Source organism: Bacteroidales bacterium, from assembly GCA_023229505.1.
Taxonomy (GTDB): Bacteria; Bacteroidota; Bacteroidia; order Bacteroidales; family JAGOPY01; genus JAGOPY01.
In genome coordinates, this window is record JALNZD010000016.1 from 36,678 (window position 1) to 63,588 (window position 26,911).

The following is a 26,911-nucleotide window of genomic DNA, read 5'->3' on the forward strand; positions in this document are numbered from 1 at the left end:
TTAGGCTCTGTTAATAGAATAACAAATGATAATAATCATGTTGGAATATGATTTTTATCATTAATACAAGAAGCTAGATAATTGAATGAAATGCAGGATTAGTTAATTTTCCCTATCTTTTTCAGCTCTTCAAAATTCCGGATGGAAATTTTTCGCCCATTGATATCGATCAGATGTTCATCTTTGAATTCGGATAACAACCGGATTACGCATTCAGTAGCTGTTCCTATAATATTAGCCAGGTCTGTCCTGGATAAATTAATGTGGTTATTTCCTCCATTTTTATTAAAAACTTCATGCAGGGCCAGTAATGTCTCTGCAAGACGCTCCCTGACCGGCTTTTGTGCAAGGGATAATAGCTTGCTCTCGGCGTCTTCAAGCAGCGAACTAAGCGCCACCATCAGGCAATGAGAGACATCGGGATATTTGAGCGTAACTTTAAGAAATGGCCTTTTAGGAATAAAACAAACTACAGAATCTTCAAGCGTGACAGCAGCTGTTGAATAATTCCAACCGCTAATCAGTGCCCGCAATCCGAAAAAGCTTGATGGGGTGACAATCCTCACAACCTGCTCTTTACCGTCACATCCAAGTCGATATATTTTAACCTTACCATCATTCAGGCAATAAACACCTTGCGGGGTTCTTCCTTCATGAAAAATGATCTGTCCGCGTTTAATAATCGTGCTGCTTTTGAACGAACTGATAGATGCCTTATCCTCAGGAGGTAATTTTGCAAAACAATTGAGACTTTTTGCAAGACAAACTGAACAATCACGCTCAACATACATCTTAAATCCGGCTTTTATATTTAACAAATATATATAATTATCATATAAAGTCAATTTCTTAACATTGGTCAAGGCAGATTTCCCGTTTATTTTAGGTCTTGCATGAAAAATTTGGGTTTACAGCAGAAAAAGTATTTAATTTAGTGACAGAGTTTTTGAAACTTGAAACTTGAAATTTGGGATACCTAACACGTTACACGTAACTCGTAACTCGTTTTCCGAAACAATTAATTATCAAACATCATCGACTTATGACTATTTCATTAATGTGGGGTTTTATTGCCGCATCCTCTCTCATAATCGGCGGGCTTATAACATTTTGGTTACGTATCGGATCGCGCTTGCTTGGGCTGATCATGGCCTTTGGTGCCGGTGTATTGATTTCGGCTGTGGCTTATGAACTTGCCCATAATGCTGTGGAGCTCTCCGAAGGGAGCGGACATGTTGCTTTTGGCTTGCTGGCTGGTGCACTTGCTTTTTTCGGTGGTAATTCACTCATAGACAAGATGGGTGGGCATGACCGAAAGAAGATCGGTGCTACGCACAGCAGTGAATTAGGACTCCCGATCGTGTTGGGTATCGTACTCGATGGAATTCCCGAGTCGATCGTCATCGGCATCAGTTTGTTAAATGGTAAAGGTGTGGGACTATCGCTACTCGTGGCCGTTTTCCTGTCAAACCTTCCTGAAGCGATCGCTGCTACTTCAGGCCTGACGTCAGGTGGTTGGAGCCGGTTGCGTGTGACAGGTCTGTGGATATTGGTAGCACTTATATGCGGATTGGCTGCATTGGCCGGCTATGTGCTATTTGAAAATGCCGCGTCCTCCTCGATTGCATTCATCCTGTCATTCGCCTGCGGGGCGATCCTGGTCATGCTGGCCGACACGATGATGCCCGAAGCGTTTGAACACGGAGGCAAACTGGCCGGTCTTGTCACAGTGGTGGGATTCGGGCTGGCTGTTTATATTTCCTTACTCCAGTAAGCTGGCATAGGGGGGCAGGAAAGCGGGGAAAATTCAGGTTTGAGGTTTAAATTCGGGATTTTGGAGAAAATAAGGGGCTGTGAATTGAAAGATCCAGGGCATGCAGTTTAACCTGGTGCGTTCACTTTGGATAAGCAGCATCATTATCGTTGTCAGATTCATTTTCTTCTCCGTTTTATAAAGACTCAATGACACGTTTTAACTTTTCTGTAATCTCTAAAGCTATTGGTTCAAGACCAATATTCTGAATTGCCATCATCGAAGCACCAGGGTTTACAGCTGAAACTTCTGTCTTTTCGTTTCCCTGGTCAATAACTATGACGTTGCAGGGAAGCATTGTTCCGATCTTTTCTTCCAGCATCAATGCTTTGTAAGCATAGCCTGGATTACAGGCTCCAAGTATCCTGTATTTTTTAAAACTGACACCCAGCTTTTCATTAAGTTTCTCATGAATGTTGATCTCCGAAATTATTCCAAATCCTTCCTTTTTCAAGGAATCGGTTGTGCGTTGAACAGCCTCATCAAATGAGGCATTTAGAATTTTACTAAAATAATATTCCATAAATCTTTTCTTTTTAGTGATCCTTACTTCGTTTAAAAACAAGAGCTACAAAATTACGAACAATAAAGTGACATTAAAACGAATTAGTGATATTAAAGCGCTTGGTAGATTAACCTGTCAGGTTCTCCCAAAGTCGCACGCTGACAGGTTACCTATCCATCAAACCTGACGGTGTCCGCCGCAGGCGGTCCCGTCAGCGTTTAAAACCTATAAGCTTTCTCAACTGCTGATTTAACCGGCCCATTTAACAAAAATGAAATAAGCAGATCATCTTTAGTTTCTTTCACTTCACAAACATTATCATCCTTTTCCCGGTCGATAAGCACGAGGTATGGATCGATACCTGCCTGAGCAGGCTTTTTGGCGCTGAAGCAGAAAATCCAGGGGGCTGATAAAAATTTCCAGTAATAGGCGCAAAATCAGATTTAATAACTCCACTTTATCATCATCTGTTCATACAATACAAGAGGGAAGGTTAATTTTTTTCTGGACAAAAGCATAAAAAAGTCGTAACTTCATGAGGTATTAAATAAAAGAGCCATGCAAAGATTTGACCAGAATGGAATGATGATTTTCCCAAGTCCTGAAAGGATCAAAAAGGTTGGAAAACTCGAAGACCTCCTTGTCATAAGACAGTGTTATTGTCCGAACGGCCATAATCTCGTGAGTGACCAGGCTGTGTTCGATGGCTTTAACGGGATCGTTATGAAGGTAAGAAAAGCCGGCCAGGAGGGTCATGTTGCCCTGAATCCGGTTTACGGCCTGAAGCACCGTGTTTCGTTCAATATCAAGCTTGTCAAAGATGATTTGCTGGAAGTACTTTGTCCCCATTGCGGCGTTGCTTTACCTGTCTATACAGCTTGTTCGTGCGGTGGGGATCTCGTTACACTATTCCTGGACGAAAAGCCTGATTTCACTAACAGCGTATTAATCTGCAACAGGGTTGACTGCCCTAATGCCAAGATCCGCCTTCATAATGAAATAGTTCATTACGATGGTATGGGACATGTGATTTTCAAATAATTCAACCCGGTGCCTCATACACCCACACTTCACCTGCACACCCAAACCCACACTCTCTTCGTGGGTTGTACTGGATTCGAACCAGTGACCCCATGCCTGTCAAGCATGTGCTCTAAACCAACTGAGCTAACAACCCTGCAATCATGGACGATTTTACACGGACGATGGACGATTTAATCAGTCCTGGTCGACAAACGGCCATTTTGGGTTTGCAAAATTAATATTATTTTATTCCGATTTCTATATCTTTGCCGCAAAATTTAACTCCTCCCTACTCGGGAATCACTTTAAAGTTCTTTTTGTTTCTCGCAGATTTACGCTGAAAAAAAACGCAGATTAACGCAGATAATTGGATTTGTGTTAATAATATCTGCGCGATTTGTGGATAAATCTGCGCAAATCTGCGAGAAAAATTTATTTTATAACTTTTTAGTCAATCCTGCCGGGGGATGAGTGTATAAACATCAACTTATGAAAAAATTATTCTTACTTCTGATCACATCATTCCTGCTAACCCCAGGATTTATCTTCTCACAGAGTAAAGAGATAACCCTGAAAGATATCTTCGGCAGCCGGCAATTCTATCCCAAAGGTGTTTATGGGCTTCACCCGATGAAAGACGGCAATACTTACAGCCTTCAGAAAAGTGACTCCATAAAAGTCTATAGTTATGAAAAAGGAGATTACGTGAATACACTTGCTATTGGCAAAGAGATGATCCCCGAAGGCGATACCACTCCCCTCAAGCTTTCTGATTACACTTTCAGCCAGGATGAGAAAAAATTGCTCATAGCAACCGTTACGGATTATATTTACCGTTACTCTTCTTCTTCTGAATTTTATATCTGGGATATTATCCAAAAGAAACTCAACCGCCTTTCTCATGGTGGAAAACAGCGCCTGGCTGAATTCTCACCGGAGGCCTCCAAAATTGCGTTTGTTCGTGATAATAACCTTATTGTCAGCGACCTGGTTAATAATATTGAAATGCAGGTGACCCACGATGGAAAGCAAAACGAGATCATAAATGGTACGACCGACTGGGTGTATGAAGAGGAATTCAACATCACCAAAGGCTTCGAATGGTCACCGGATGGAAAAAAAATTGCCTTCTACCGCTTCGATGAAAGCAAGGTCCCGGAGTTTTCCATGACCGAATGGGGTGAGTTATACCCAACACAGACAAAATTCAAATATCCTAAAGCAGGAGAGGTTAACTCCCTGGTAATAGTCCAGGTATATGATGTGGCAACGCAGCAGATTATCCAGGTTGACCTGGGCCCGGAAACCGACCAGTACATCCCACGTATCATCTGGACAAAAGATCCCGGCAAACTGATCGTCCTTAGGCTCAACCGCCTGCAAAACCAGCTCGACATCCTGCTTGCAGATGCCTCCACCGGCAAATCCGAGCTCGTCTACCGCGAAGAAAACCAATACTATATCGAGGAAAGTAATTACGATCATTTTATCTTTATTGATAACAACCGGTACCTCATGACCAGCGAGCGGTCAGGCTATTATCACATCTATCTGAATACCCTCGACCGGTCAACTAGATTTTTTCAGCTTACTTCAGGGAACTGGGATGTGACGGACATATTTGGTTATGATGAAGCAAACGGGCTGGTCTGGTTTGATGCAGCCTCTTCTTCCCCTATCAACCGCGAGTTATGGACTGTCGACCTGAAAGGGAACATGAAACAAGTGTCAAAAGAGGAAGGTACCCATCGGCCACAATTCAGCAGCAATTTTAAATATTATGTCGATAATTTCTCCGATGCCAATACGCCCGCGGTTTACACTGTCAATAAACCCAACGGAAAAGTGATACGCACCATCGAAGATAACCAGGCTCTCCGGAAAACCATAGAGGATTACAACTTCAGCAAAAAGGAGTTCTTTACCTTCACTACTACTGAAGGTGTTGAGTTGCATGGATGGAAAATTCTTCCTCCCGACTTCGATCCGGATAAAAAATACCCTGTATTAATGGACGTATATGGCGGACCAGGCTATCAGACCGTCACTAATTTTTACAGTCCCGGCGATTTCACCTGGTATCAGATGCTGGCACAGAAAGGATACATCATCGCTTCAGTGGATAACAGGGGAACGGGAGCTCGCGGCCAGGAATTCAAAAAGATGACCTACCTGCAACTGGGCAAATACGAGACTATCGACCAGATCGAAGCAGCCAGGTATTTCGCCTCACAATCTTATGTTGACACCGCCAGGATCGGCATCTGGGGCTGGAGCTACGGCGGTTTTTTGTCGACACTCTGCATCACAAAAGGGGCAGATGTTTTCAGCATGGCTATGGCGGTGGCACCCGTTACTAACTGGCGCTATTATGATAATATCTATACCGAGCGCTTCATGCGTAAACCGCAGGATAATGCCAGCGGATACGATGACAACTCCCCTATCAACCACGTCGATAAACTCAAAGGCAAGTACCTCGTGATCCATGGAACAGGCGATGATAACGTGCATGTCCAGAACACAATGGACCTTATCTCTGCCCTGAACAAAGCCAACAAGCAATACAGCATGTTCCTGTATCCGAATAAGAATCATGGGATTTATGGAGGAAATACAAGGATGCATCTTTATACTTTAATGACAAATTTTATCCTGGAAAACCTGTAAACTGAAAATAATTAAAAATTAAAAATTAAAAATTAAAAATTATTGCTAATTTTGCACTCCTAAATTTTATTAGTAATAACCTTTTAAAGAAAGCGGGAAAATCGTATGATTATCGTTCCGGTAAAAGAAGGCGAAAGCATTGACAGGGCCTTGAAAAAATACAAGAGAAAATTTGAGAAAACTGGCGTTATAAAAGAATTACGCGATCGCCAACAATTCACCAAACCCTCCATTATTAAGCGCAAACAACGGTTGAAAGCTATTTACATCCAACAATTAAGAGAAGCACTGGATCAATAATTTTCATTTTTTTTGATATTTTTCTTAAGAAGAAATTTTATTTCAGATATTTTATTATTATATTTGGATTAAAGTTTCTTCTTATTTTTTTGGTGGATGACGAAGGATCGGTTTCTTGACTATATAACTTACGAAAAGCGCTATTCTCAACACACTATTGTTGCTTACCAGACTGACCTGGAGCAGTTTTTCACTTTTCTGACCAACCAGTATAATATTTCTGACATTAATAATGTAAACCACCAGATCATCCGGTCGTGGGTCGTCAGCCTGATGGAAAGTGGCAATACAGCCAGAACCGTCAACCGGAAAATAACCACCTTAAAATCTTACTTCAAATTTCTTGTCAAAGAAGAATCAATACAGGAAAACCCCATGAACCGGGTGGTTGCTCCGAAGACTTCCCAAAGGCTGCCGGTTTTCGTGGAGCAGGAAAGCATGAACATACTTTTTGAAGAAGTTGATTTTGGCGAAGGTTACCCAGCCATCCGTGACCGGTTGATCATGGAACTGTTTTACGCAACCGGGATGCGGTTATCTGAACTGATCAACCTGAAAGATGCAGACATTGACCTGTATAAAAATGTACTTAAAGTTACGGGCAAGCGCAATAAACAGCGGATAATCCCGTTCTCTGCTAATCTGGTCAATATGCTCCGTGAATACCTTGAAATGAAGAGAAAGACATTCCCGGTGAACGAGCAGGACACTCACCTTTTCCTGACAAATAAAGGTGAAAAGCTCTACCCCAAAATGGTTTATCGCATGGTGCACCATTACCTCAACCTGGTTACCACAATCAGCAAGCGCAGTCCGCATGTGATCCGTCATACTTTTGCCACGCACATGCTGAATAACGGTGCCGACCTCAATGCCATCAAAGAAATCCTGGGTCATGCCAACCTTGCGGCAACCCAGGTCTATACCCATAATACGATTGAAAAGCTTAAATCAATATATAAACAGGCCCATCCCAGGGCTTAACCTAAATATGGAGGATTTACTTATGAGATTAAACATCAATGCTGTTCATTTCAAGGCTGACAAGAAACTTATCGCCTTTATCAAGGAGAAGATGGAAAAGATCACCCAGGTATTCGAAGGGGTAATCGACACAGAGGTATCGCTTAAAGTCGAAAATTCGGATATGCGGGAGAATAAGATTACGGAGATCCTGGTAACTATACCAGGGAATAATTTCTATGTTAAAAAACAAAGTGCAACATTCGAAGAGTCTGCAGATGAAGCTGTTGAAGCGCTGAGACGGCAGTTAAAGAAATATAAGGAAAAGGTAAGGGGTAATCACTAAATATATTTATCATGATTTAGAAACTTTCTTTTGTTAATTCAACAATAATGTCTATTTTTGCAGACCTTTTTCGAAAGGTCTGCTTTTTTATGTTCTTTGCATAATGCCGATGTAGCTCAGCTGGCCAGAGCAGCTGATTTGTAATCAGCCGGTCGGCGGTTCGAATCCGTCCATCGGCTCAAATTGAGAACAAATCAGAGCACTTTAATGGGGAGATTCCAGAGCGGTCAAATGGGGCAGACTGTAAATCTGTTGGCTACGCCTTCGGAGGTTCGAATCCTCCTCTCCCCACCACCTCGCGGAAGTAGCTCATTTGGTAGAGCGACAGCCTTCCAAGCTGTAGGTAGCGGGTTCGAGACCCGTCTTCCGCTCCCAGGCCTTTGTAGCTCAGGGGTAGAGCACTTCCTTGGTAAGGAAGGGGTCATGAGTTCAATTCTCATCAAAGGCTCTTAAATAATTTATAGTAAATAAATAACTTTTTAATTTTTAAATATTATTCGATATGGCTAAAGAAACCTTTCAACGTACTAAACCGCACGTGAATATCGGCACGATTGGTCACGTTGACCATGGAAAGACCACCCTTACTGCAGCCATCACCCTGAACTTGCAGGATAAAGGTCTTGCCACTTTTAAATCGTTCGATGAAATTGATAATGCCCCTGAAGAAAAAGCCAGAGGTATAACGATCAACACGGCTCACATAGAATACGAAACTGTTAACCGTCATTACGCTCACGTTGACTGTCCGGGCCACGCCGACTATGTTAAGAACATGGTTACCGGTGCTGCCCAGATGGATGGCGCTATCCTTGTGGTGGCTGCTACTGATGGTCCAATGCCCCAGACGCGTGAGCATATTCTTCTCGCACGCCAGGTAGGTGTTCCCAAGATCGTTGTATTCATGAGCAAGGTGGATATGGTTGATGACGAAGAACTTATCGACCTGGTAGATATGGAAATCCGTGAACTTCTCACCTTCTACGGGTTTGATGGCGATAATACGCCTGTGATCCGCGGATCAGCCCTGGGTGCTTTGAATAAAGAGCCTAAATGGATTGAAAAGATCTGGGAACTGATGGAAGCATGTGACACATGGATCCCGCTGCCAAAGCGTGATATTGACAAGCCTTTCCTGATGCCTGTTGAAGACGTGTTCTCCATCACGGGCCGCGGCACCGTCGCTACCGGAAGGATTGAACAAGGTGTTATTAAAGTCGGTGAAGCAGTAGAAATTATCGGTCTCGGCGCTGAAAAACTAAAATCAGTCGTTACCGGTGTCGAAATGTTCCGCAAAATCCTTGACCGCGGTGAAGCCGGTGACAATGCCGGTCTGCTGCTCAGAGGTATTGACAAGGATTCAGTTCGTCGTGGCCAGGTTATTGCTGCCCCGGGTTCCATTACTCCTCATACCCACTTTAAAGCTCAGGTGTATATCCTGAAAAAAGAAGAAGGTGGACGTCATACGCCGTTCCACGATAAATATCGTCCTCAGTTCTACTTCAGGACTACAGACGTTACAGGTGAGATCCAACTGCCGGAGGGTGTTGAAATGATCATGCCAGGCGATAACCTTGCCATCACCGTGAAACTGATTCACGAAGTGGCTATGGATAAAGGTTTACGCTTTGCCATCCGTGAAGGTGGAAGGACAGTTGGCGCAGGACAGGTAATTGAAATAATTGCATAATTGGTAGGTTAATTTCCCGGCCATGCGAATATTTGACCGGGATCGAACCTGCTTTGAGCTTACGGGTGTAGCTCAATTGGCAGAGTAGTGGTCTCCAAAACCATTGGTTGTAGGTTCGAGTCCTACCACCCGTGCAAAACGCATAAGTTAAATGGCAAATAAAATCCAGGCGTACCTTAAAGAAAGTTACGACGAACTTAAACACAAAACCTCCTGGCCTACATGGAGTGAGCTGCAAAGTAGTGCTATTGTGGTATCTGTTGCTTCCCTGATAATCGCTTTAGTCGTTTATTTGATGGATATCTCATTGAGAACATTATTGACCCAGTTTTATAAACTGTTTTAATAATGATAGTACTACTGAATTTTAATTTAACCTGAATAATTTAATTTTTTCATCCTAAGGGATAAGTATGGGCGAACAGGTCAAAAAGTGGTATGTAGTACGGGCAGTAAGCGGTAAGGAAAAAAAGGTGAAAGAGTATATCGAGAGCGAGATCAACCGCCTTGGATTACAGGATTTCCTTTCGCAGGTGCTCATCCCTACTGAAAAAGTTTACCAGGTAAGGAAAGGAAAGAAAATCAGCAAAGAAAGGAATTATTTTCCCGGATATGTGCTGATCGAAGCTGCCCTGGTGGGCGAATTAACGCACATCATCCGGAATATCCCTAATGTTCTGGGATTTCTGGGGACAGGCAATGAGCCGAGCCCAATGCGCGCCAGCGAAGTCAAACGTATCCTCGGAAAAGTGGATGAGTTGGCCGAGCAGAGCGAAGGCATCAATGTTCCTTTCATCGTGGGTGAAACCGTTAAGGTGGTCGATGGCCCTTTCAACAGTTTTTCCGGTGTGATCGAAGAGATCAACGAGGAAAAAAAGAAACTGAAGGTAATGGTCAAGATCTTCGGACGGAAAACCCCGCTGGAACTGACTTTCATGCAGGTGGAAAAAGAATGACACAGGTTATCCTTTAATTAATTAACATTTCAATCTTTTAATAGCATGGCAAAAGAAGTTGCTGGAATGATCAAACTGCAAATCAAAGGGGCAGCTGCTAACCCTTCTCCCCCGGTTGGTCCTGCACTTGGTTCAAAAGGCGTGAACATCATGGAGTTTTGTAAACAGTTCAACGCCCGTACCCAGGATCAGCCCGGGAAATTACTCCCGGTGATTATCACGGTGTACAGGGATAAGAGCTTTGATTTCGTGATCAAACACCCCCCTGTTGCAGTGCAGTTGATGGAAATGGCCAAAGTCACCAAAGGATCAGCCGAATCAAACCGCACAAAGATTGGATCGGTAACCTGGGACCAGGTCAAGATAATTGCCGAAGATAAAATGGTGGACTTGAATTGTTTTACGATCGAATCAGCTATGACGATGGTTGCTGGCACTGCCAGAAGCATGGGCCTCACCATTAAAGGCGATTCACCGGTCTCTGAGCAATAAACGGGTATATCATTATTCGTGAATTTAACATTAACGAAGTAAAACAATGGCTAAACTAACCAAAAAACAAAAGGAATCCCTGACGAAGTTTGATAAGGCGAAATCCTACGGGCTAAATGAAGCAGTAGAGGTTGTGAAAGGGATTACTTATACAAGCTTTGATGCTTCCGTTGACCTCGATGTCCGGTTGGGCGTTGATCCTCGAAAGGCTAACCAGATGGTTCGCGGTATCGTTACCCTGCCCCATGGCACCGGTAAAACGGTTCGCGTTCTGGCTCTCGTTACGCCCGACAAGGAAGAGGAAGCCATAGCAGCTGGTGCTGATTTTGTCGGACTTGAGGATTACATTGATAAAATCAAGCAAGGTTGGACCGACATTGATGTCGTGATAACAATGCCTCAGGTAATGCCTAAAATAGGCCCCCTTGGAAAGATCCTCGGCCCCCGCGGTCTCATGCCTAATCCTAAAACAGGTACGGTAACAATCGACGTGGCCAAGGCAATCAAGGAAGTGAAAGCAGGTAAAATCGACTTTAAAGTCGATAAATATGGCATCATCCATGCCTCTATCGGAAAAGTGTCCTTCGAAAATGAACAACTCGTGGATAACGCGAGAGAATTACTGCAGACGATTCTTAAACTGAAACCGACTGCAGCCAAAGGAACCTATATGAAGAGCGTGTATATGTCAAGTACGATGAGCCCGGGAATTCAAATCGAGCCCAAATCCTTAACAACAGTGTAATAACCAAAATTAAGCAAGACAGAGTCATGACAAGAGAAGAAAAAGATCAAATGATCGACTCATTGGCGGAAACACTGAAGAGTAGTAATACAGTCTATCTCACAGATATTTCAAAACTGAATTCAAGCAACTCCACCAGGTTGCGCTCGCTTTGCTTTAAAAGAAATGTGACGCTACAGGTGGTGAAGAATACTTTGCTTAAGAAAGCTATGGAAAAGTCTGAAAAAAACTTTGAAGGTCTTTTCGGAATTTTACATGGTCCTACATCCTTGATGATATCTGATTCGGGCAATGTCCCGGCAAAACTAATCAAAGAGTTCAGAAAGACCTCTGACAAACCCATTCTGAAAGGTGCTTATGTGCAAGAGATGGTGTTTGTTGGTGATGATCAGCTGGATTTATTGATGGCGCTCAAATCGAAAAATGAACTGATCGCCGATGTCTTGGCATTACTTCAGTCACCCGTTAAAAATGTTATTTCCGGCCTGCAATCAGGCGGCCATAAGCTTTCAGGTATCCTGAAAACTTTATCGGAAAAGGAAGCATAACAAAACAGAATTATTTAAAATTAAAATTGTAAACGTTTAAAAAATAATAAAAAATGGCAGATTTAAAAGCTTTCGCAGAAAAGTTGGTAAACTTAACCGTAAAAGAAGTCAACGATTTAGCACAGATCCTCAAAGAAGAATATGGAATTGAACCGGCCGCAGCAGCCGCAGTGATTGCAGCACCGGGAGCAGCAACGGGCGGCGAAGCCGTTGTCGCTGAAGAAAAGACCACCTTCGATGTGATCCTGAAACATGCAGGACAAGCCAAGCTTGGCGTTGTTAAACTCGTGAAGGAATTGACCAGCCTTGGTCTCAAGGAATCCAAAGAACTTGTTGATGCAGCTCCCAAGGCCATCAAAGAAGGAGTCTCCAGGGATGAGGCTGAAGCACTGAAGAAACAGCTTGAAGAAGCTGGCGCAGAAGTTGAAGTTAAGTAGATCTGATGAACAGGCTAAAAATATTTAGCCGTTCTATTATCGGGCCTGGTTCCGCTTTTGGCGGATCAGGCTCGTCCCCTTTAACATCATCTATCAATTCTTAATGTGCTAAACCGCCCCAACTGGGCATAAAACATAAAACCTTGGCATCGAAAAAAGCTGTAAGATTCAATTTCGGATCTTCAAAAGTCAAAGCTAATTACCCTGATTTTCTCGAAATCCAGCTTCAATCCTTCAAGGATTTCATCCAGCTCGAAACGAATCCGGAAGACCGTGTAAATGAAGGACTCTACAAGGTTTTCAGCGAAAATTTCCCGATTACGGACGCCAGGAATAATTTCGTCCTTGAATTCCTCGATTATTTTGTGGACCCGCCACGTTATACTATTGAGGAATGCATGGAACGCGGGCTTACCTATTCCGTGCCGCTGAAAGCCAAACTTAAACTATATTGTACGGATCCTGAACATGAAGATTTTGAGACGATTATCCAGGATGTTTACCTTGGCATGATCCCCTACATGACTCCCAAAGGCACTTTTGTCATAAACGGGGCCGAACGTGTAGTGGTTTCCCAATTGCACCGGTCGCCGGGAGTTTTCTTCGGCACCAGCACTCATGCCAATGGAACCCAACTCTTCTCAGCCAGGATCATTCCTTTTAAAGGATCATGGATCGAGTTCACGACCGATATCAATAATGTCATGTACGCTTACATCGACAGGAAGAAAAAATTACCTGTCACGACATTACTTCGGGCTATCGGTTATGAGACCGATAAGGATATCCTGGAAATTTTCCACCTGGCCGAAGAGGTGAAAGTGAACAAGACTAACGTAAAGAAGGTCATCGGCCGGAAACTGGCTGCCCGCGTTGTCAGGGCATGGGTTGAAGATTTTGTGGATGAGGATACCGGTGAAGTCGTTTCCATCGAACGTACGGAAGTGTTGATAGAACGGGAAATCGTGATTGAGAAAGAGCATGCCGAATTGATCCTCGAATCAGGTGTTGATACTTTCCTTCTTCACAAGGAAGATGTGAATACGCTGGAATACGCGATCATCTTCAACACACTCCAGAAAGATACCGCTAATTCGGAAAAAGAAGCTGTGGAGTATATTTACCGCCAGCTTAGAAATGCTGAACCGCCTGATGAAGAAACGGCAAGGGGTATCATAGATAAATTGTTTTTCTCCGAAAAAAGATATGACCTGGGTGATGTCGGACGTTACAGGATCAACACTAAGCTTGGACTTGATGTTGATCATGCTATCAAAGTCCTTACAAAAGAAGATATTATTTCGATCATTAAGTACCTGGTCGAACTTTCCAATTCCAAAACTGAGGTTGATGATATCGACCACCTTAGCAACCGTAGGGTGAGGACCGTTGGCGAGCAGCTTTCAGCCCAGTTTGGTGTGGGCCTTGCCCGTATGGCCAGAACTATCCGGGAAAGGATGAACGTCAGGGATAATGAAGTGTTCACTCCCATGGACCTCATCAATGCCAAGACTTTATCATCAGTCATTAACTCATTCTTCGGAACTAACCAGCTGTCGCAGTTCATGGATCAGACAAATCCATTATCTGAGCTGACCCACAAACGCAGGATATCTGCCCTTGGCCCGGGTGGTCTTTCAAGAGAAAGAGCCGGTTTCGAGGTCAGGGACGTTCATTATACACATTACGGCCGTCTTTGCACGATCGAAACCCCGGAAGGGCCGAATATCGGGCTTATCTCATCGCTCTGCGTTTTTGCTAAAGTCAACAACCTGGGATTTATCGAAACCCCCTATAAAAGGGTTGAAAATGGCCAGGTTATGCTGAATGAGCCTCCGATCTTCCTGAGCGCTGAAGAAGAAGAAAAGAAGATCATCGCACAGGCCAGTGCACCATTGCAAGATGATGGCACATTCCTGAAGGAAAAGGTCAAAGTCCGTTATCAGGCCGATTACCCGATCATTGCACGGCATGAGGTCGACCTTATGGATACCGCCCCAAACCAAATCGCTTCGATCGCTGCATCACTCATTCCCTTCCTCGAACATGACGATGCCAACAGGGCATTGATGGGATCAAACATGATGCGCCAGGCCGTCCCGTTGCTGGAACCTGAAGTACCGCTGGTCGGCACGGGCATTGAAGCCGATGTGGTCCGCGATTCCCGCGTTCTGATCAACGCTGAAGGCGATGGTTATGTAGAATATGTCGATGCCAAGGAAATTGTTATCCGGTATACCCGCGATGAAATGGAAAAGCTCGTTAGTTTTGAAGACGATATCAAACGTTATGAGCTGATAAAGTTCCTGCGTACCAATCAGAATACCTGCGTTAACCTGCGGCCGATCGTCCGCAAAGGCGATAAGGTATTAAAAGGACAAGTGCTTTGTGAAGGTTATGCTACCAAGAATGGCGAACTGGCTCTCGGCCGGAACCTGATGGTGGCATTCATGCCCTGGAAAGGCTATAACTTTGAAGATGCCGTTGTTATAAACGAGAAGGTAGTCAAGGAAGATATCTTTACTTCGATCCATATCGAGGAATTCACACTTGAAGTCCGTGATACTAAAAGAGGTATAGAAGAGCTTACCAACGATATTCCCAACGTAAGTGCTGAAGCCACTAAGGATCTCGATGAAAATGGCCTTATCCGCATCGGTGCTGAAGTTAAGGAAGGTGATATCCTGATCGGGAAGATCACTCCAAAAGGAGAAAGTGACCCGACCCCTGAAGAGAAGTTGCTACGTGCCATCTTCGGTGATAAAGCCGGCGATGTAAAAAATGCCTCTTTGAAAGCGCCTCCGGCAATGAAAGGCGTGGTCATCGAAAATAAATTGTTTTCAAGGGTAATTAAAGACCGCAAGTCAAGGGCCAAGGAAAAAGATGTCCTGAAAGAACTTGATGACCAGATGCACAAAGAAACCAACGACTTGAAATCAAAGCTTGTTGATAAGCTGATGATCCTGGTCAGTGGTAAAACTTCCCAGGGTGTTTATAACAACTTCAAGGAAGAAGTGGTCCCCAAAAAGGCCAAATTTACCCAAAAAATGCTGATGGTGCTGGATTATGGCAGCATCAACCCGAATCGCTGGACCTCAGATAAAGAAAAGAATGATCTGATCAAGGTTTTGATCAACAACTACAATATTAAGCATAAAGAATTGCAAGGCAGGTTTAACAGGATGAAATTCCAGTCGACTGTCGGCGATGACCTTCCTAACGGGATTGTGCAAATGGCTAAAGTTTACGTTGCCCGCAAGCGGAAACTGCAGGTTGGCGACAAGATGTCGGGTCGGCACGGAAACAAGGGTATTGTAGCAAAGATTGTCCGGCAGGAAGACATGCCGTTCCTTGAAGATGGCACACCGGTCGATATCGTCCTTAACCCACTCGGTGTTCCCAGCCGTATGAACCTGGGACAAATCTATGAAACCGTTCTCGGCTGGGCCGGTCACAAGCTTGGTATGACCTATAGCACCCCGATTTTTGATGGTGCAAGCTATACGCAGATCAATGATTTGATGGAGAAAGCAGGTTTGCCTAAAGATGGAAAAGTATTTCTATATGACGGCGAAACAGGCGAAAGGTTCCATCAGCCAACTACTGTCGGGTTTATCTATATGCTGAAACTGCACCACATGGTGGAAGATAAAATCCACGCCCGTTCCATCGGACCTTACTCCCTGATTACGCAGCAACCGCTTGGTGGTAAAGCACAGTTTGGGGGACAGCGTTTCGGTGAAATGGAAGTCTGGGCACTTGAAGCATTTGGTGCTTCCAACATCCTTCAGGAAATACTTACCGTCAAATCGGACGATGTACAGGGAAGGGCAAAAGCTTATGAAACGATTGTTAAGGGCGAAAATATGCCTAAAGCGAGCATCCCTGAATCCTTCAACGTTTTGGTACACGAACTCAGAGGTCTTGGCCTCGAAGTGAGATTCGAATAATTTCAAGTAACAATTAAATCACTTATACATGGCCTTCAGAAGAGAATCCAATACTACAATTGATTTTAACAGCATAACTATCAGCTTAGCTTCTCCTGAATCCATCCTTGAGCGCTCTTACGGAGAAGTGCTGAAACCCGAAACCATCAATTACCGGACTTACAAACCTGAACGTGACGGACTTTTTTGTGAAAGGATCTTCGGACCGGTTAAGGACTATGAATGCCATTGCGGGAAATATAAACGCATTCGTTACAAAGGCATCATTTGCGATCGTTGCGGGGTGGAAGTTACGGAGAAAAAAGTCAGGAGGGAAAGGACTGGTCACATCCAGCTCGTTGTTCCTGTCGCACACATCTGGTTTTTTCGTTCGCTACCTAATAAAATCGGCGCCCTTCTGGGACTTCCTTCCAAAAAAATGGATTCGATCATCTATTATGAGAAATATGTCGTCATCAAACCGGGGATAAAAGAAAAAGACGGGTTGAAGGAGTTGGATTTCCTTTCAGAAGAAGAGTATTTTGATATTGTTGATAACCTGCCGGCAGATAACGCGCATCTTGACGATTCTGATCCAAATAAATTCATTGCAAAAATGGGTGCTGAAGCGCTTTTTGATCTTTTGGAGAGGCTGGACCTTGACAAAGTTTCTTATGACCTGCGCCATAAAGCCAATACTGAAACCTCTCAGCAGCGTAAACAGGAAGCTCTGAAACGGCTCCAGGTTTATGAAGCATTCCGCGATGCCCGTACCCGTTCTGAAAACCGCCCGGGTTGGATGATCATGAAAATCGTACCGGTGATACCCCCTGAGCTCCGCCCGCTGGTGCCCCTTGATGGTGGCAGATTTGCAACATCCGACCTCAATGACCTCTATCGCAGGGTGATCATCAGGAATAACCGCCTCAAGCGACTGATCGAGATCAAAGCGCCAGATGTCATCATGCGTAATGAGAAACGTATGCTCCAGGAAGCTGTCGACTCCCTGCTGGACAACTCCAGAAAGGTCAGTGCCGTCAAGACAGAATCAAACAGGCCGTTGAAATCACTCAGCGATAGCCTGAAAGGTAAGCAAGGCCGTTTTCGTCAGAATTTACTCGGTAAACGTGTCGATTATTCCGGCCGTTCAGTTATCGTGGTTGGCCCGGAGCTAAAACTTAATGAGTGCGGTCTTCCGAAAGACATGGCGGCTGAGTTATTCAAACCCTTTATCATCAGGAAACTCCTCGAAAGAGGCATAGTGAAGACGGTCAAATCAGCGAAGAAGATCGTCGACCGGAAAGATGCCGTTGTCTGGGATATCCTCGAAAACATTCTGAAAGGCCACCCGGTTCTCCTGAACCGTGCCCCTACCCTTCACAGGCTCGGTATCCAGGCCTTCCAGCCTAAACTTATTGAGGGTAAAGCCATCCAGTTGCACCCATTGGTATGTACCGCGTTTAACGCTGACTTCGACGGTGACCAGATGGCTGTCCACGTACCATTGGGCAATGCAGCCATTTTGGAAGCCCAGATCCTCATGCTTGCTTCACATAACATTCTGAACCCAGCCAATGGCGCTCCAATCACTGTTCCTTCACAGGACATGGTATTGGGTCTTTATTATATGACCAAAGGCAGAAAATCTACCCCGGAATATCCAGTCAAGGGCGAAGGGAAACGCTTCTATTCGCCTGAAGAAGTAATCATCGCGTTCAATGAGAACAAACTTGATCTTCATGCCAATATATTTGTGAAAGTCGAAGACCTGGTTGATGGCCAGCCCGTTAACCAGATCGTTGAAACAACTACAGGAAGGGTCCTCTTTAACCAGGTCGTTCCCGGGGAAATGGGATACATCAACCAATTGCTGACTAAAAAGGCTTTGCGTGATATTATCGGGGATATCCTGAAATCAACAGGTACGAAGAAAACTTCCGATTTCCTGGATAATATCAAAAACCTTGGATTCATTATGGCTTTCAAAGGAGGTCTGTCTTTTAACCTTGGAGATGTGATCATCCCGGAGGTCAAAGAATCTTTCATTGAAGAAGCCAACCAGGAAGTTGATGAGGTTCTCAGCAACTACAACATGGGTTTCATCACCAATAATGAACGTTATAACCAGATCATCGATATCTGGACCCATACAAACTCCAGACTAACCCAGCAGGTGATGAAAGAAATTTCCCTGGATAAGGGAGGTTTTAACCCGATCTTTATGATGCTCGACTCAGGTGCGAGAGGTTCTAAAGAACAGATCCGCCAGTTGTCAGGCATGAGGGGTCTGATGGCCAAACCACAGAAATCCGGGGCAACAGGAGGTGAAATTATCGAAAACCCGATCTTATCCAACTTCAAAGAAGGATTATCAGTTCTTGAATACTTCATTTCCACCCACGGCGCCCGTAAAGGTCTTGCCGATACAGCTCTTAAAACAGCAGATGCCGGTTACCTGACCCGACGCCTGGTCGATGTTTCGCAGGATGTCATTATTTCGGAAGATGACTGCGGCACCCTCAGGGGAATCACAATCTCTGCCCTAAAAAAGAATGAGGAGACCGTAGAATCCCTTTACGACCGGATCCTTGGCCGGGTTACCCTGCATGATATCTTCCATCCTAATACCGGCGAACTGATTGCAAGGGCAGGCCACCAGCTCACTGAAGACAAATGTAAAATCATCGAAGAATCCCCGATAGAATCGGTCGAGATTCGTTCCGTGCTTACCTGTGAATCCAAGCAGGGTGTTTGCGCAAGATGTTATGGAAGGAACCTCGCTACGGGAAGAATGATCCAGGAGGGCGAGGCAGTTGGTGTTATCGCTGCCCAGTCAATCGGTGAGCCTGGAACACAGCTGACCCTGCGTACTTTCCACGTTGGGGGTACTGCTTCTAACGTTGCGATTATTTCGAAAATTGAAGCTAAATACGATGGTTTCCTCGAAATTGACGAACTCAGGTTTGTAACCTATACCAACAAGGAAGGCAAAAGCTATGATGTGGTGATTGGCCGTTCTGCTGAAATGAGGATCATTGATAAACACACCAAGATTGTCCTTGCTTCTGGTCATATTCCCTATGGAGCTAACCTTTATTTTAAGGAAAACACGGAAGTTAAAAAAGGCAGCCTGATCAGCGACTGGGATCCTTTCAATGCTGTGATCCTTGCCGAAGTTAAAGGCACTATCCAATATGAAAATATCGTTGAAGGGAAAACTTACCGTATTGAATCTGATGAGCAGACCGGTTATGTAGATAAGGTTGTAATAGAACCTCGTCAGAAACTCAAGAATCCGACGATCAATATTGTCTCCGGCGATGGTGAAGTCGTTAAATCTTATGACATCCCAGTTGGAGCACGTATCGTGGTTGAAGACGGACAGGACATCAAAGCGGGTGAGCCGCTGGTAAAAATCCCCAGGGCAATCGGGAAAACCGGTGATATTACTGGTGGTTTGCCCAGAGTTACCGAACTCTTTGAGGCCAGGAACCCATCCGAGCCGGCTGTTGTGGCTGAAATCGACGGTGTGGTTACGATCAGCAAAAAGCTGAAAAGAGGCAACCGTGAGGTGGTCATTACTTCGAAAACCGGAGAAGAGAAACATTATCTCGTCCCAACGACGAAACAGGTCCTTGCCCAGGAAAATGACTATATCCGTGCTGGAACATCCCTTTCCGAAGGTGAGATTTCACCTTCAGATATATTGGCTATCAAAGGTCCGATGAAGGTTCAGGAATATATCGTCAATGAAGTGCAGGAAGTTTACCGTTTGCAGGGTGTGAAGATCAACGACAAGCATTTTGAAGTGATTGTCAGGCAGATGATGAGAAAAGTTGAAGTAGAAGATCCCGGCGATACGAGATTCCTTGAAGGCGAACTGGTCAACAAAACCGATTTCCAGGATGAAAATGATGACGTCTTCGGAAAGAAAGTAGTCATCGATCCGGGTGATTCGCTTACATACCGGGCCGGTCAGATCGTAAGTGCGAGGAAACTGCGCGATGAGAATTCAATGCTGAAACGTAAAGACAAGCGCCTGATTGTTGCCAGGGATGCAAGTCCGGCAACCGGCCTGCAGGTTATCCAGGGTATTACGCGGGCATCATTGCAAACCAATAGCTGGATTTCTGCCGCTTCATTCCAGGAAACCACAAAAGTGCTGACCCAGGCAGCCATCCAGGCCAAGACCGACGAGCTAAAAGGCTTGAAAGAAAATGTCATCGTTGGCCATAAAATCCCCGCCGGGACAGGATTACGGAAATATGAAGATATCATTGTCGGTTCACGCGAAGAATATGAAGAAATCATGGCGAGCAAAGAGGATTTCGATGATGAACCGGAGGATGAATTGTAGATTTAATTTTAAAAGCAAATGACCATGTCAGATAACAAACCGAAGAACCAGATCAATATTGAGCTGGGAGAAGATCAGGCCGAGGGTACTTACGCGAATCTCGCCATGATCTCGCATTCTCATTCTGAGTTCATCATTGATTTTATAAAGATGATGCCTGGAATGCCCAAAGCCAAAGTTAAATCCAGGGTGATCCTGACGCCACAACATGCCAAACGCCTGTTACGTGCCTTGAAAGAGAACGTCGGCAAGTATGAAAGCATGTATGGCAATATTGAAACACCGGAAGGATCGGATGGGCTTCCGCCTTTCCACCTTGGAGGCCCCACGGCTCAAGCTTAAAAAATCAAACGGAAAGTCCCATCGCCTTCAAGGACAACAACCTCAAGGCTTTCTACAAGGTGCTTATACTTTCGGAAAACTTCTTTTGGCTGCTTTTCTCCATTTATATACATCGCACGTGAATCCAGATCTATTACGTACTTTTTACGCGGAATAGCAAGGCCATCATCAATAAGTTCCTGACGGATTATCTTTTCAGCAGGAGGAGCCCCGTATTCATGAGAAAATTCTCTCATTGGCGGAGCAGGAGCAGGAAACAATTGCTGATCCTTTTCAAAATCTTTCAATTTAAATTCATACTCCCGAAGTGCTCTATCATATTTATCTGACCATTTCATCTGATCATCATTGTAATAATCATACTTTAAATCTGGCATTTCGGGAATCTCAGGAAATTCCGGAACATCAAATCCATAAAATTGAAATCCTCCGTCCGTAACAATGGATGTATCATAACCTTCAGGGATCCAAAGTATTGTATCACCTTTGATAACCTTAAAGTAATTTCCTGATTTGATGATTACTACTTTCCGCATGCTATCGAGTTGCTCTGAATTTTTTTTCAGGATAATCACCTCTTTTTCATAATCATTCCGGGCATTTTCCCATTCCCCGATATTCTTGTCCAGCGTTTCAACGAAAACTTTAATATCTCTGTCATCCGTGGCATCAGTTGAATCGGTATAAACTTTCACAATCACCTTTCCGGATTTGGATGTAGCAATGATTGTATCAGGGGTTTCAGGATTGACAGGCATTAAATTAAAAATCCTTTCTCCTGATTCACGACCAGTAAGGTCAAATGTGCTGGGGATAAATGACAAGGCATTTAGTGATAGGGTAAAGATCAGGCCGACAAGTAAAATGAAGGCAATGATCCCCTCGCTGAGACCCTTTCTGAGTTTCACCGGGGTAAGCAATCTTTTCACCCTGAAGAGAAGTTTTTTCTTTGAACCGGCCATAGCATTGGCCAATAACGTTGATTTCGAATTTAAATCTTCCATAGTTGTTAATGCTTTGATATAGTTTAGATGATCATGATTAACACTGATAGCAATGTCATCGCAGATATGCTCCCTTTCCTGCCTGATTTTCGAAAATATTTACAGTATGAACATACCAGGCATCGTATGTCCCGCTCTCAACGATAGTTGGCATTTCAGGCAGAATGTTGTTTTCAGGGAGCCCTGAAATAGCAGAAGCTTCATTCCTGGGATTATCTTTTACATTTTCAGGGTGGTAAGTGTACAGGAAGGTTGCTGTGAAGAAAACAGGTATAAGCATCAGAAATATATAAAGGATCATATAGCGAATACCAGGCCTGTGCTTGCGCAGGATTATCAATAGCCCCATTGCTATCAAAGCAATAAGCCCTCCTTGCCAGACAGAGTGGAATAAGGTCCAGGCAAAAGCACGGATAAACTCTTCTGATAATATAGATTCAAAGAAGTTCATCGTTTATCTCCTTCCAGCTTTTGGATGAGTTCTTTGATTTCCTGCAGCTCAACATCTGAAGTCTTATGATTGCCAAGTGCCTGAAGCACTAATTTAGAAGCCGATCCTCCAAAAGCGATTTCAAGCAGGCGGTCGAGCATCCGTACCTGGGTATCCTCCTGTTTGGCCAGGGCATAATAAATATGTGTCCGGCCTTCCATTACCCTTTCTACCATACCTTTTTCAGTCATGATTTGCATCAGTTTCAGGGTTGTTGTGTAGCCGACATTTTTATTTTGTTTCATCTCGTCGTTCACAAATCTCACCGTTGAGGGGCCATTTTTCCAGAGAATCGAGAGGATTTCCAGTTCGGATTCTGTTGGTTTGAAAGTCTTTCCGATTTGGGTCATATTTATTTAATTACGAATTAATTCGTACAACAAAGATACATGAAGAGTACCCTGAAGTCAATTCTATTTACGAATTTTTTCGTAAAAAATGTTAAATTCTGTAAATAATGTTAGGAAAGGCTGGGATGTGATGTGCTTCTGAGTTGGCATCTCAAATCAATACTAATCCAGTTTAACCGCTTTGCTCACACCTCCCATCTGTGATATTTTTTGAATCAGGTCAGAAAGTGAACTGCTGTTCTTTACCATCAACTTAATGATGCCATTAAAAACCCCTTTCTTTGCTTCGATCTTAACGGATATCATATTGACTTTTAAATCATTGGAGATTATTTGGGAGATTTCATTCATGATACCGATCCGGTCAGTACCCGTGACACGAATGGCTGCCCGGAAAGCCCCTTTTTCTTCAATACCCTTCCACTGGACTTCAATTTTCCGATAGCCGTAGCGGGTCAGCAATTGTTTAGCATTAGGGCAATTTTGATGATGTATGGTGATGCCCCGGCTGATCGTCACAAAACCAAACACCGGGTCGCCGGGAACAGGATTACAACAGTGGGCCAGCTTGTAGTTAACTTTTTTAAGATTGGTATCGATAAAAAGCACATCATCCTGTTCCTGTAAGCCCGTTTTACCTGCCTGGGATGGTTTTTGCTCCCGTCCGGGTAATGTTTTACCTTCGTCGGTTTTTTCAATATCACCTGATAAGAAGCGCTTCACCTCAATCAGATCGATCTTTTCATGGTAAATCAGCCCATAAAGATCAATAGAAGAAGAAAGCTTAAATTTCTTAATCAACCGGTCGATATTCTCATCAACAAAAGCTATTTTCCAGTTTTTAAACTTCCTGCGCAGGATTTCGTTGCCCTTCTCAGCTTCAAGGAACATCTCCTCTTTCAGCGCTCTTTTTATTTTATTTTTCGCTTTGGTAGTGACCACATAATTCAGCCAATCCATTTTTGGTTTCTGGATTTTCGAAGTTATGATCTCCACTTTATCGCCATTTTCCAAAACCTGTTTCAGTGGGACAATCTTATTATTGACTTTAGCGCCCGTGCAGGAATAACCAACATTAGTATGAACTTCAAAAGCAAAGTCAAGCACAGTGGAGCCCTGGTCCAGTTCTTTCAAATCGCCGGTAGGTGTAAAAACAAATACCTTATTGGCATTCTGGGTTTTTAATGTTTTTTCACTTTCGTCAAATGCGATCTGCTCGGGGTGCTCAATGATATCCCTGACCTGAAGCATCCATCTTTCTATATCTTCTTTTGATCCGAAGCCCTTATATTTCCAATGAGCGGCCTGGCCTTTTTCCGCAACTTCGTCCATCCTTGCTGTACGGATCTGGACTTCCACCCAGCGGTCGTGCGGCCCATTTACAGTTGTATGAAGAGATTCGTAACCTGAGGCTTTAGGAGTAGATATCCAGTCCCTTAACCTTTTCGGGTTAGGTGGATAGATATTGGTAACCAGGGAATAGGCCTTCCAGCAGTCCGACTTTTCATTCTCCGGAAGTGAATTCAGGATGATCCGGATAGCAAACAGATCAAAAACCTGCTCAAACTCAACATCCTGCTTTTGCATTTTCTCCCAGATCGAAGGTATAGATTTGGGCCGGCCTTTGATCTCAAACTCAAGTCCCTGTTTGATGAGTTCGCGTTGAATTGGTGCAATGAATTCATTAATGAATGCATTTCGTTTTGATTCCGTTTCACGGATTTTTTGGGCAATCTGTTGATAAACCTCAGGCCGGGTAAACTTCATCGAAAGGTCTTCCAGTTCTTTTTTGACCCGGTAAAGGCCAAGTCGGTGGGCAATTGGGCTATACAGAAAATTTACTTCATTGATATATCTTGCCTGGTACTCAGTAGGAAGCTTTTCAATCATTCTCATGTCTCTAAGACGGTGCGCCAGTTTGAGCAGGATAACGCGGATGTCATCCACTACGGCCAGGAAGAGTTTTCTGAAAGTGTCAGATTGCAATGATACCTTACCGGTAGGCAATTCGCTGATCCTGGCATAACTCTTTATCATATCTGCAATGGCCGTCCCGAATTTCTTCTTTATGTCTTCTATTCCGATAGTTTGAGTGGCAAGGGCATCATGAAGAAGAGCAGTCACAATCGAATTAATTCCCAGGCCCATTTCCTCTGCAGCAATCCTGGCAATGGACAATGAATGGCATATCAGCAGTTCTCCGGTCATATGCCGGGATTCTCCATATAACTCCCGGGAAAACAAAAAAGCATGATCCAGCAATTGCCTGTCGTCTTCCTTCAGCAGTCCTTGTGAAACTGCCAGCAAGCCATCATATTTTGCAATAATTTTCTGAAGTTCAGCCTCTGAAATCATCACACCCCGAATTCATTAGATTTACAATCCTTACCATGAAAGACAATTAGCCGGATCTGTCAGATATCCAGCATACAAGAAGAAAGATATTATTGAGACTGATTAAAAGCTTTCTTTATCGTTGTCTTTAATACCTTTTTTAGGTTTGGAACTGGGGGGTTCGGCGATCGAATCCCGCATCCTGGTATCGGCCTTGATATTTTGATAACGTTGGTAATCCATGATCCCCAGGTTACCTGTGCGGAATGCTTCCGCAATAGCTTTTGGAATTTCAGCTTCAGCCTGGATGAGGTTTGCCCGCGATTCTTCAGCTTTCGCCCGCATTTCCTGTTCCCGGGCTACGGCCATGGCACGGCGTTCCTCTGCTCTTGCCTGTGCGATATTTTTATCGGCATTGGCCTGGTCCATCTGAAGGAAAGCACCGATATTCTTGCCTACATCGATATCGGCAATATCAATGGATAGGATTTCAAAAGCAGTTCCTGAGTCAAGACCTTTGCCAAGAACAAGTTTGGAAATACTATCGGGATTTTCCAGCACAGATTTATGGGATTGGGCTGAACCGATCGACGACACGATACCCTCTCCTACCCTGGCGAGTACTGTTTCTTCGCCGGCACCTCCCACCAATTGCTTGATGTTGGCACGAACTGTGACCCTTGCTTTGGCTATCAGCTGGATACCATCTTTTGCAACTGCTGTAACAGATGGCGTATCAATGACTTTTGGATTCACTGACATTTTAACCGCTTCAAGAACATCGCGGCCGGCCAGGTCGATGGCAGTGGCGGTTTGAAAATCAAGTTTTATATTAGCTTTATCGGCGGATATCAATGCATTGACGACCCTCGGCACATTCCCTCCCGCAAGGTAATGGGCTTCCAGGGAATTCCTGTTCAGGGAAAGGCCTGCTTTGGTAGCTGCAATAAGACTATTGACAATAATAGTTACCGGCACCTTACGCCAGCGCATGATAACCAATTGAAGCAAGGAAATTCTGACACCGGAGACCAAAGCTTTAAACCAAATCCCAACCGGTATGAGATAAAAAAGAATCCAAATGGCAAATATTGCTCCCAATCCAATGGCAACAATGACAAATACCTGTGAATCACCCATGATTTTTAATCTTTACGTTTTACAATTATTTTATTATACTCGATTTTTTCCACAACAATATAAGTTTGCTGATCTATGAAATCCCCATTCGTGCTTACTTCATAAAACTCCCCATTGATCAGTGCTTTTCCCATGGGGGCCAGGCGTGACACGGTTTTTCCCGTATCGCCGGTCTTGATCAACTTGTGATCAATGACATTTACCTGGCTGTCGATCGCTGTTGAAAGTGCCAGTTTTCGCCATGTTTTTCCCCTGAGTGATAGCACAAGCGTAAGCACAGTCAATATAAATGTACCGGCAAGGACGAGGTGTCCCGCAAACATCCCATGACCGGCGTAAGATTGCCAGACACCAATGGCAATAAGAATGAACCCGATCACACCAGCAATCCCGACGCCGGGAATGATCAGGATTTCTAGAGCCAGGAATAAAAGGCCAATGATGATAAAAGTCGATATGAGTAACCAATGCATATTA

General features: G+C 44.0%; 24 protein-coding genes and 6 tRNA genes. 21 read left to right on the plus strand and 9 right to left on the minus strand.

Annotated elements, in window-relative coordinates; genetic code table 11:
• Positions 1 to 98: 98 nt before the first annotated feature.
• Complete coding sequence (locus tag M0Q51_07530; protein MCK9399832.1) at positions 99 to 818, minus strand: Crp/Fnr family transcriptional regulator; 720 nt, start codon at positions 816 to 818, stop codon at positions 99 to 101.
• A 389-nt stretch (positions 819 to 1,207) separates the two neighbouring features.
• Here M0Q51_07530 and M0Q51_07535 point away from each other — a divergent pair, with 389 nt between their 5' ends.
• Positions 1,208 to 1,774, plus strand: coding sequence for a hypothetical protein (locus M0Q51_07535; protein ID MCK9399833.1), 567 nt, complete (start codon positions 1,208 to 1,210; stop codon positions 1,772 to 1,774).
• 175 nt (positions 1,775 to 1,949) lie between these two features.
• Here the strand turns inward: M0Q51_07535 and M0Q51_07540 are convergent, their stop codons facing one another.
• Entirely contained in the window at positions 1,950 to 2,336 is a 387-nt protein-coding gene (locus M0Q51_07540; GenBank protein MCK9399834.1) for a DUF302 domain-containing protein, read from the minus strand.
• Positions 2,337 to 2,876: 540 nt separating this feature from the next.
• Between M0Q51_07540 and M0Q51_07545 the strand changes: the two genes are divergently transcribed.
• On the plus strand, positions 2,877 to 3,359 hold the full coding sequence (locus tag M0Q51_07545) for a hypothetical protein (protein MCK9399835.1): 483 nt from the start codon (positions 2,877 to 2,879) through the stop codon (positions 3,357 to 3,359).
• 61 nt (positions 3,360 to 3,420) lie between these two features.
• Here the strand turns inward: M0Q51_07545 and M0Q51_07550 are convergent.
• A tRNA-Val gene (locus tag M0Q51_07550) sits at positions 3,421 to 3,495 on the minus strand.
• 335 nt (positions 3,496 to 3,830) lie between these two features.
• Here M0Q51_07550 and M0Q51_07555 point away from each other — a divergent pair.
• The 19 genes from M0Q51_07555 (at position 3,831) to M0Q51_07645 (ending at position 21,116) form a co-directional block, all read left to right on the plus strand.
• On the plus strand, positions 3,831 to 6,011 hold the full coding sequence (locus M0Q51_07555; GenBank protein MCK9399836.1) for a S9 family peptidase: 2,181 nt from the start codon (positions 3,831 to 3,833) through the stop codon (positions 6,009 to 6,011).
• A 105-nt stretch (positions 6,012 to 6,116) separates the two neighbouring features.
• Complete coding sequence (rpsU, locus tag M0Q51_07560) at positions 6,117 to 6,311, plus strand: 30S ribosomal protein S21 (GenBank protein MCK9399837.1); 195 nt, start codon at positions 6,117 to 6,119, stop codon at positions 6,309 to 6,311.
• Between the two features lie 96 nt (positions 6,312 to 6,407).
• Positions 6,408 to 7,295, plus strand: a complete 888-nt coding sequence (locus M0Q51_07565; GenBank protein ID MCK9399838.1) for a tyrosine recombinase XerC — start codon at positions 6,408 to 6,410, stop codon at positions 7,293 to 7,295.
• A 22-nt stretch (positions 7,296 to 7,317) separates the two neighbouring features.
• Positions 7,318 to 7,620, plus strand: a complete 303-nt coding sequence (locus tag M0Q51_07570) for an HPF/RaiA family ribosome-associated protein (protein MCK9399839.1) — start codon at positions 7,318 to 7,320, stop codon at positions 7,618 to 7,620.
• A 105-nt stretch (positions 7,621 to 7,725) separates the two neighbouring features.
• Positions 7,726 to 7,799 (plus strand) — tRNA-Thr (locus M0Q51_07575).
• A gap of 30 nt (positions 7,800 to 7,829) precedes the next feature.
• Positions 7,830 to 7,914, plus strand: a tRNA-Tyr gene (locus M0Q51_07580).
• Positions 7,915 to 7,918: 4 nt separating this feature from the next.
• Positions 7,919 to 7,991, plus strand: a tRNA-Gly gene (locus tag M0Q51_07585).
• A gap of 5 nt (positions 7,992 to 7,996) precedes the next feature.
• Positions 7,997 to 8,068 (plus strand) — tRNA-Thr (locus M0Q51_07590).
• A gap of 54 nt (positions 8,069 to 8,122) precedes the next feature.
• Positions 8,123 to 9,310, plus strand: a complete 1,188-nt coding sequence (tuf, locus tag M0Q51_07595) for an elongation factor Tu (protein MCK9399840.1) — start codon at positions 8,123 to 8,125, stop codon at positions 9,308 to 9,310.
• A gap of 61 nt (positions 9,311 to 9,371) precedes the next feature.
• Positions 9,372 to 9,444, plus strand: a tRNA-Trp gene (locus M0Q51_07600).
• A gap of 17 nt (positions 9,445 to 9,461) precedes the next feature.
• The gene (gene secE / locus M0Q51_07605; GenBank protein ID MCK9399841.1) at positions 9,462 to 9,656 is read left to right on the plus strand and encodes a preprotein translocase subunit SecE; all 195 of its coding nucleotides are present in this window, start codon (positions 9,462 to 9,464) and stop codon (positions 9,654 to 9,656) included.
• A 67-nt stretch (positions 9,657 to 9,723) separates the two neighbouring features.
• Positions 9,724 to 10,266: a transcription termination/antitermination protein NusG gene (gene nusG, locus M0Q51_07610; GenBank protein ID MCK9399842.1), complete on the plus strand. Its 543-nt coding sequence runs from the start codon at positions 9,724 to 9,726 to the stop codon at positions 10,264 to 10,266.
• 45 nt (positions 10,267 to 10,311) lie between these two features.
• Positions 10,312 to 10,758 (plus strand): 50S ribosomal protein L11, encoded by a 447-nt coding sequence (gene rplK, locus M0Q51_07615; protein MCK9399843.1) that lies wholly within the window; start codon positions 10,312 to 10,314, stop codon positions 10,756 to 10,758.
• 46 nt (positions 10,759 to 10,804) lie between these two features.
• Positions 10,805 to 11,503 carry a 50S ribosomal protein L1 gene (gene rplA / locus M0Q51_07620; protein MCK9399844.1) on the plus strand — a complete coding sequence of 233 codons (699 nt, stop codon included), beginning with the start codon at positions 10,805 to 10,807 and terminating at the stop codon, positions 11,501 to 11,503.
• Between the two features lie 26 nt (positions 11,504 to 11,529).
• The gene (gene rplJ / locus M0Q51_07625; GenBank protein ID MCK9399845.1) at positions 11,530 to 12,051 is read left to right on the plus strand and encodes a 50S ribosomal protein L10; all 522 of its coding nucleotides are present in this window, start codon (positions 11,530 to 11,532) and stop codon (positions 12,049 to 12,051) included.
• A gap of 53 nt (positions 12,052 to 12,104) precedes the next feature.
• Positions 12,105 to 12,488 carry a 50S ribosomal protein L7/L12 gene (gene rplL / locus M0Q51_07630; protein MCK9399846.1) on the plus strand — a complete coding sequence of 128 codons (384 nt, stop codon included), beginning with the start codon at positions 12,105 to 12,107 and terminating at the stop codon, positions 12,486 to 12,488.
• A 143-nt stretch (positions 12,489 to 12,631) separates the two neighbouring features.
• Positions 12,632 to 16,438 (plus strand): DNA-directed RNA polymerase subunit beta, encoded by a 3,807-nt coding sequence (gene rpoB / locus M0Q51_07635; GenBank protein MCK9399847.1) that lies wholly within the window; start codon positions 12,632 to 12,634, stop codon positions 16,436 to 16,438.
• A gap of 28 nt (positions 16,439 to 16,466) precedes the next feature.
• Positions 16,467 to 20,774 carry a DNA-directed RNA polymerase subunit beta' gene (gene rpoC, locus M0Q51_07640; protein MCK9399848.1) on the plus strand — a complete coding sequence of 1,436 codons (4,308 nt, stop codon included), beginning with the start codon at positions 16,467 to 16,469 and terminating at the stop codon, positions 20,772 to 20,774.
• A gap of 24 nt (positions 20,775 to 20,798) precedes the next feature.
• The gene (locus M0Q51_07645; protein MCK9399849.1) at positions 20,799 to 21,116 is read left to right on the plus strand and encodes a DUF3467 domain-containing protein; all 318 of its coding nucleotides are present in this window, start codon (positions 20,799 to 20,801) and stop codon (positions 21,114 to 21,116) included.
• Here the strand turns inward: M0Q51_07645 and M0Q51_07650 are convergent.
• From M0Q51_07650 to M0Q51_07675, 6 genes are all read right to left on the minus strand, one after another.
• The gene (locus M0Q51_07650) at positions 21,113 to 22,120 is read right to left on the minus strand and encodes a hypothetical protein (protein ID MCK9399850.1); all 1,008 of its coding nucleotides are present in this window, start codon (positions 22,118 to 22,120) and stop codon (positions 21,113 to 21,115) included. The two genes, M0Q51_07645 and M0Q51_07650, sit on opposite strands and share 4 nt — an antisense overlap.
• Positions 22,121 to 22,175: 55 nt before the next feature.
• Positions 22,176 to 22,571 (minus strand): hypothetical protein, encoded by a 396-nt coding sequence (locus M0Q51_07655; protein MCK9399851.1) that lies wholly within the window; start codon positions 22,569 to 22,571, stop codon positions 22,176 to 22,178.
• Entirely contained in the window at positions 22,568 to 22,960 is a 393-nt protein-coding gene (locus M0Q51_07660; protein MCK9399852.1) for a BlaI/MecI/CopY family transcriptional regulator, read from the minus strand. Before M0Q51_07660 ends, M0Q51_07655 begins: the two co-directional genes overlap by 4 nt.
• 162 nt (positions 22,961 to 23,122) lie before the next feature.
• Positions 23,123 to 25,315 (minus strand): RelA/SpoT family protein, encoded by a 2,193-nt coding sequence (locus M0Q51_07665; protein MCK9399853.1) that lies wholly within the window; start codon positions 25,313 to 25,315, stop codon positions 23,123 to 23,125.
• 102 nt (positions 25,316 to 25,417) lie between these two features.
• On the minus strand, positions 25,418 to 26,434 hold the full coding sequence (gene floA / locus M0Q51_07670) for a flotillin-like protein FloA (protein ID MCK9399854.1): 1,017 nt from the start codon (positions 26,432 to 26,434) through the stop codon (positions 25,418 to 25,420).
• Between the two features lie 5 nt (positions 26,435 to 26,439).
• The gene (locus M0Q51_07675; protein MCK9399855.1) at positions 26,440 to 26,907 is read right to left on the minus strand and encodes a hypothetical protein; all 468 of its coding nucleotides are present in this window, start codon (positions 26,905 to 26,907) and stop codon (positions 26,440 to 26,442) included.
• Positions 26,908 to 26,911 lie beyond the last annotated feature (4 nt).

Bases quoted from the DNA above. Each gene is read 5' to 3' on its own strand.
- M0Q51_07570 (MCK9399839.1), top strand. From the start codon at position 7,318: ATGAGATTAAACATCAATGCTGTTCATTTCAAGGCTGACAAGAAACTT.
- rplJ (MCK9399845.1), top strand. From the start codon at position 11,530: ATGACAAGAGAAGAAAAAGATCAAATGATCGACTCATTGGCGGAAACA.
- M0Q51_07565 (MCK9399838.1), top strand. From the start codon at position 6,408: ATGACGAAGGATCGGTTTCTTGACTATATAACTTACGAAAAGCGCTAT.
- rpsU (MCK9399837.1), top strand. From the start codon at position 6,117: ATGATTATCGTTCCGGTAAAAGAAGGCGAAAGCATTGACAGGGCCTTG.
- M0Q51_07675 (MCK9399855.1), bottom strand. From the start codon at position 26,907: ATGCATTGGTTACTCATATCGACTTTTATCATCATTGGCCTTTTATTC.
- M0Q51_07555 (MCK9399836.1), top strand. From the start codon at position 3,831: ATGAAAAAATTATTCTTACTTCTGATCACATCATTCCTGCTAACCCCA.
- M0Q51_07645 (MCK9399849.1), top strand. From the start codon at position 20,799: ATGTCAGATAACAAACCGAAGAACCAGATCAATATTGAGCTGGGAGAA.
- floA (MCK9399854.1), bottom strand. From the start codon at position 26,434: ATGGGTGATTCACAGGTATTTGTCATTGTTGCCATTGGATTGGGAGCA.
- M0Q51_07665 (MCK9399853.1), bottom strand. From the start codon at position 25,315: ATGATTTCAGAGGCTGAACTTCAGAAAATTATTGCAAAATATGATGGC.
- tuf (MCK9399840.1), top strand. From the start codon at position 8,123: ATGGCTAAAGAAACCTTTCAACGTACTAAACCGCACGTGAATATCGGC.
- M0Q51_07540 (MCK9399834.1), bottom strand. From the start codon at position 2,336: ATGGAATATTATTTTAGTAAAATTCTAAATGCCTCATTTGATGAGGCT.
- M0Q51_07650 (MCK9399850.1), bottom strand. From the start codon at position 22,120: ATGGAAGATTTAAATTCGAAATCAACGTTATTGGCCAATGCTATGGCC.
- secE (MCK9399841.1), top strand. From the start codon at position 9,462: ATGGCAAATAAAATCCAGGCGTACCTTAAAGAAAGTTACGACGAACTT.
- M0Q51_07655 (MCK9399851.1), bottom strand. From the start codon at position 22,571: ATGAACTTCTTTGAATCTATATTATCAGAAGAGTTTATCCGTGCTTTT.
- rpoC (MCK9399848.1), top strand. From the start codon at position 16,467: ATGGCCTTCAGAAGAGAATCCAATACTACAATTGATTTTAACAGCATA.
- rplL (MCK9399846.1), top strand. From the start codon at position 12,105: ATGGCAGATTTAAAAGCTTTCGCAGAAAAGTTGGTAAACTTAACCGTA.
- rplA (MCK9399844.1), top strand. From the start codon at position 10,805: ATGGCTAAACTAACCAAAAAACAAAAGGAATCCCTGACGAAGTTTGAT.
- nusG (MCK9399842.1), top strand. From the start codon at position 9,724: ATGGGCGAACAGGTCAAAAAGTGGTATGTAGTACGGGCAGTAAGCGGT.
- M0Q51_07660 (MCK9399852.1), bottom strand. From the start codon at position 22,960: ATGACCCAAATCGGAAAGACTTTCAAACCAACAGAATCCGAACTGGAA.
- rplK (MCK9399843.1), top strand. From the start codon at position 10,312: ATGGCAAAAGAAGTTGCTGGAATGATCAAACTGCAAATCAAAGGGGCA.
- M0Q51_07545 (MCK9399835.1), top strand. From the start codon at position 2,877: ATGCAAAGATTTGACCAGAATGGAATGATGATTTTCCCAAGTCCTGAA.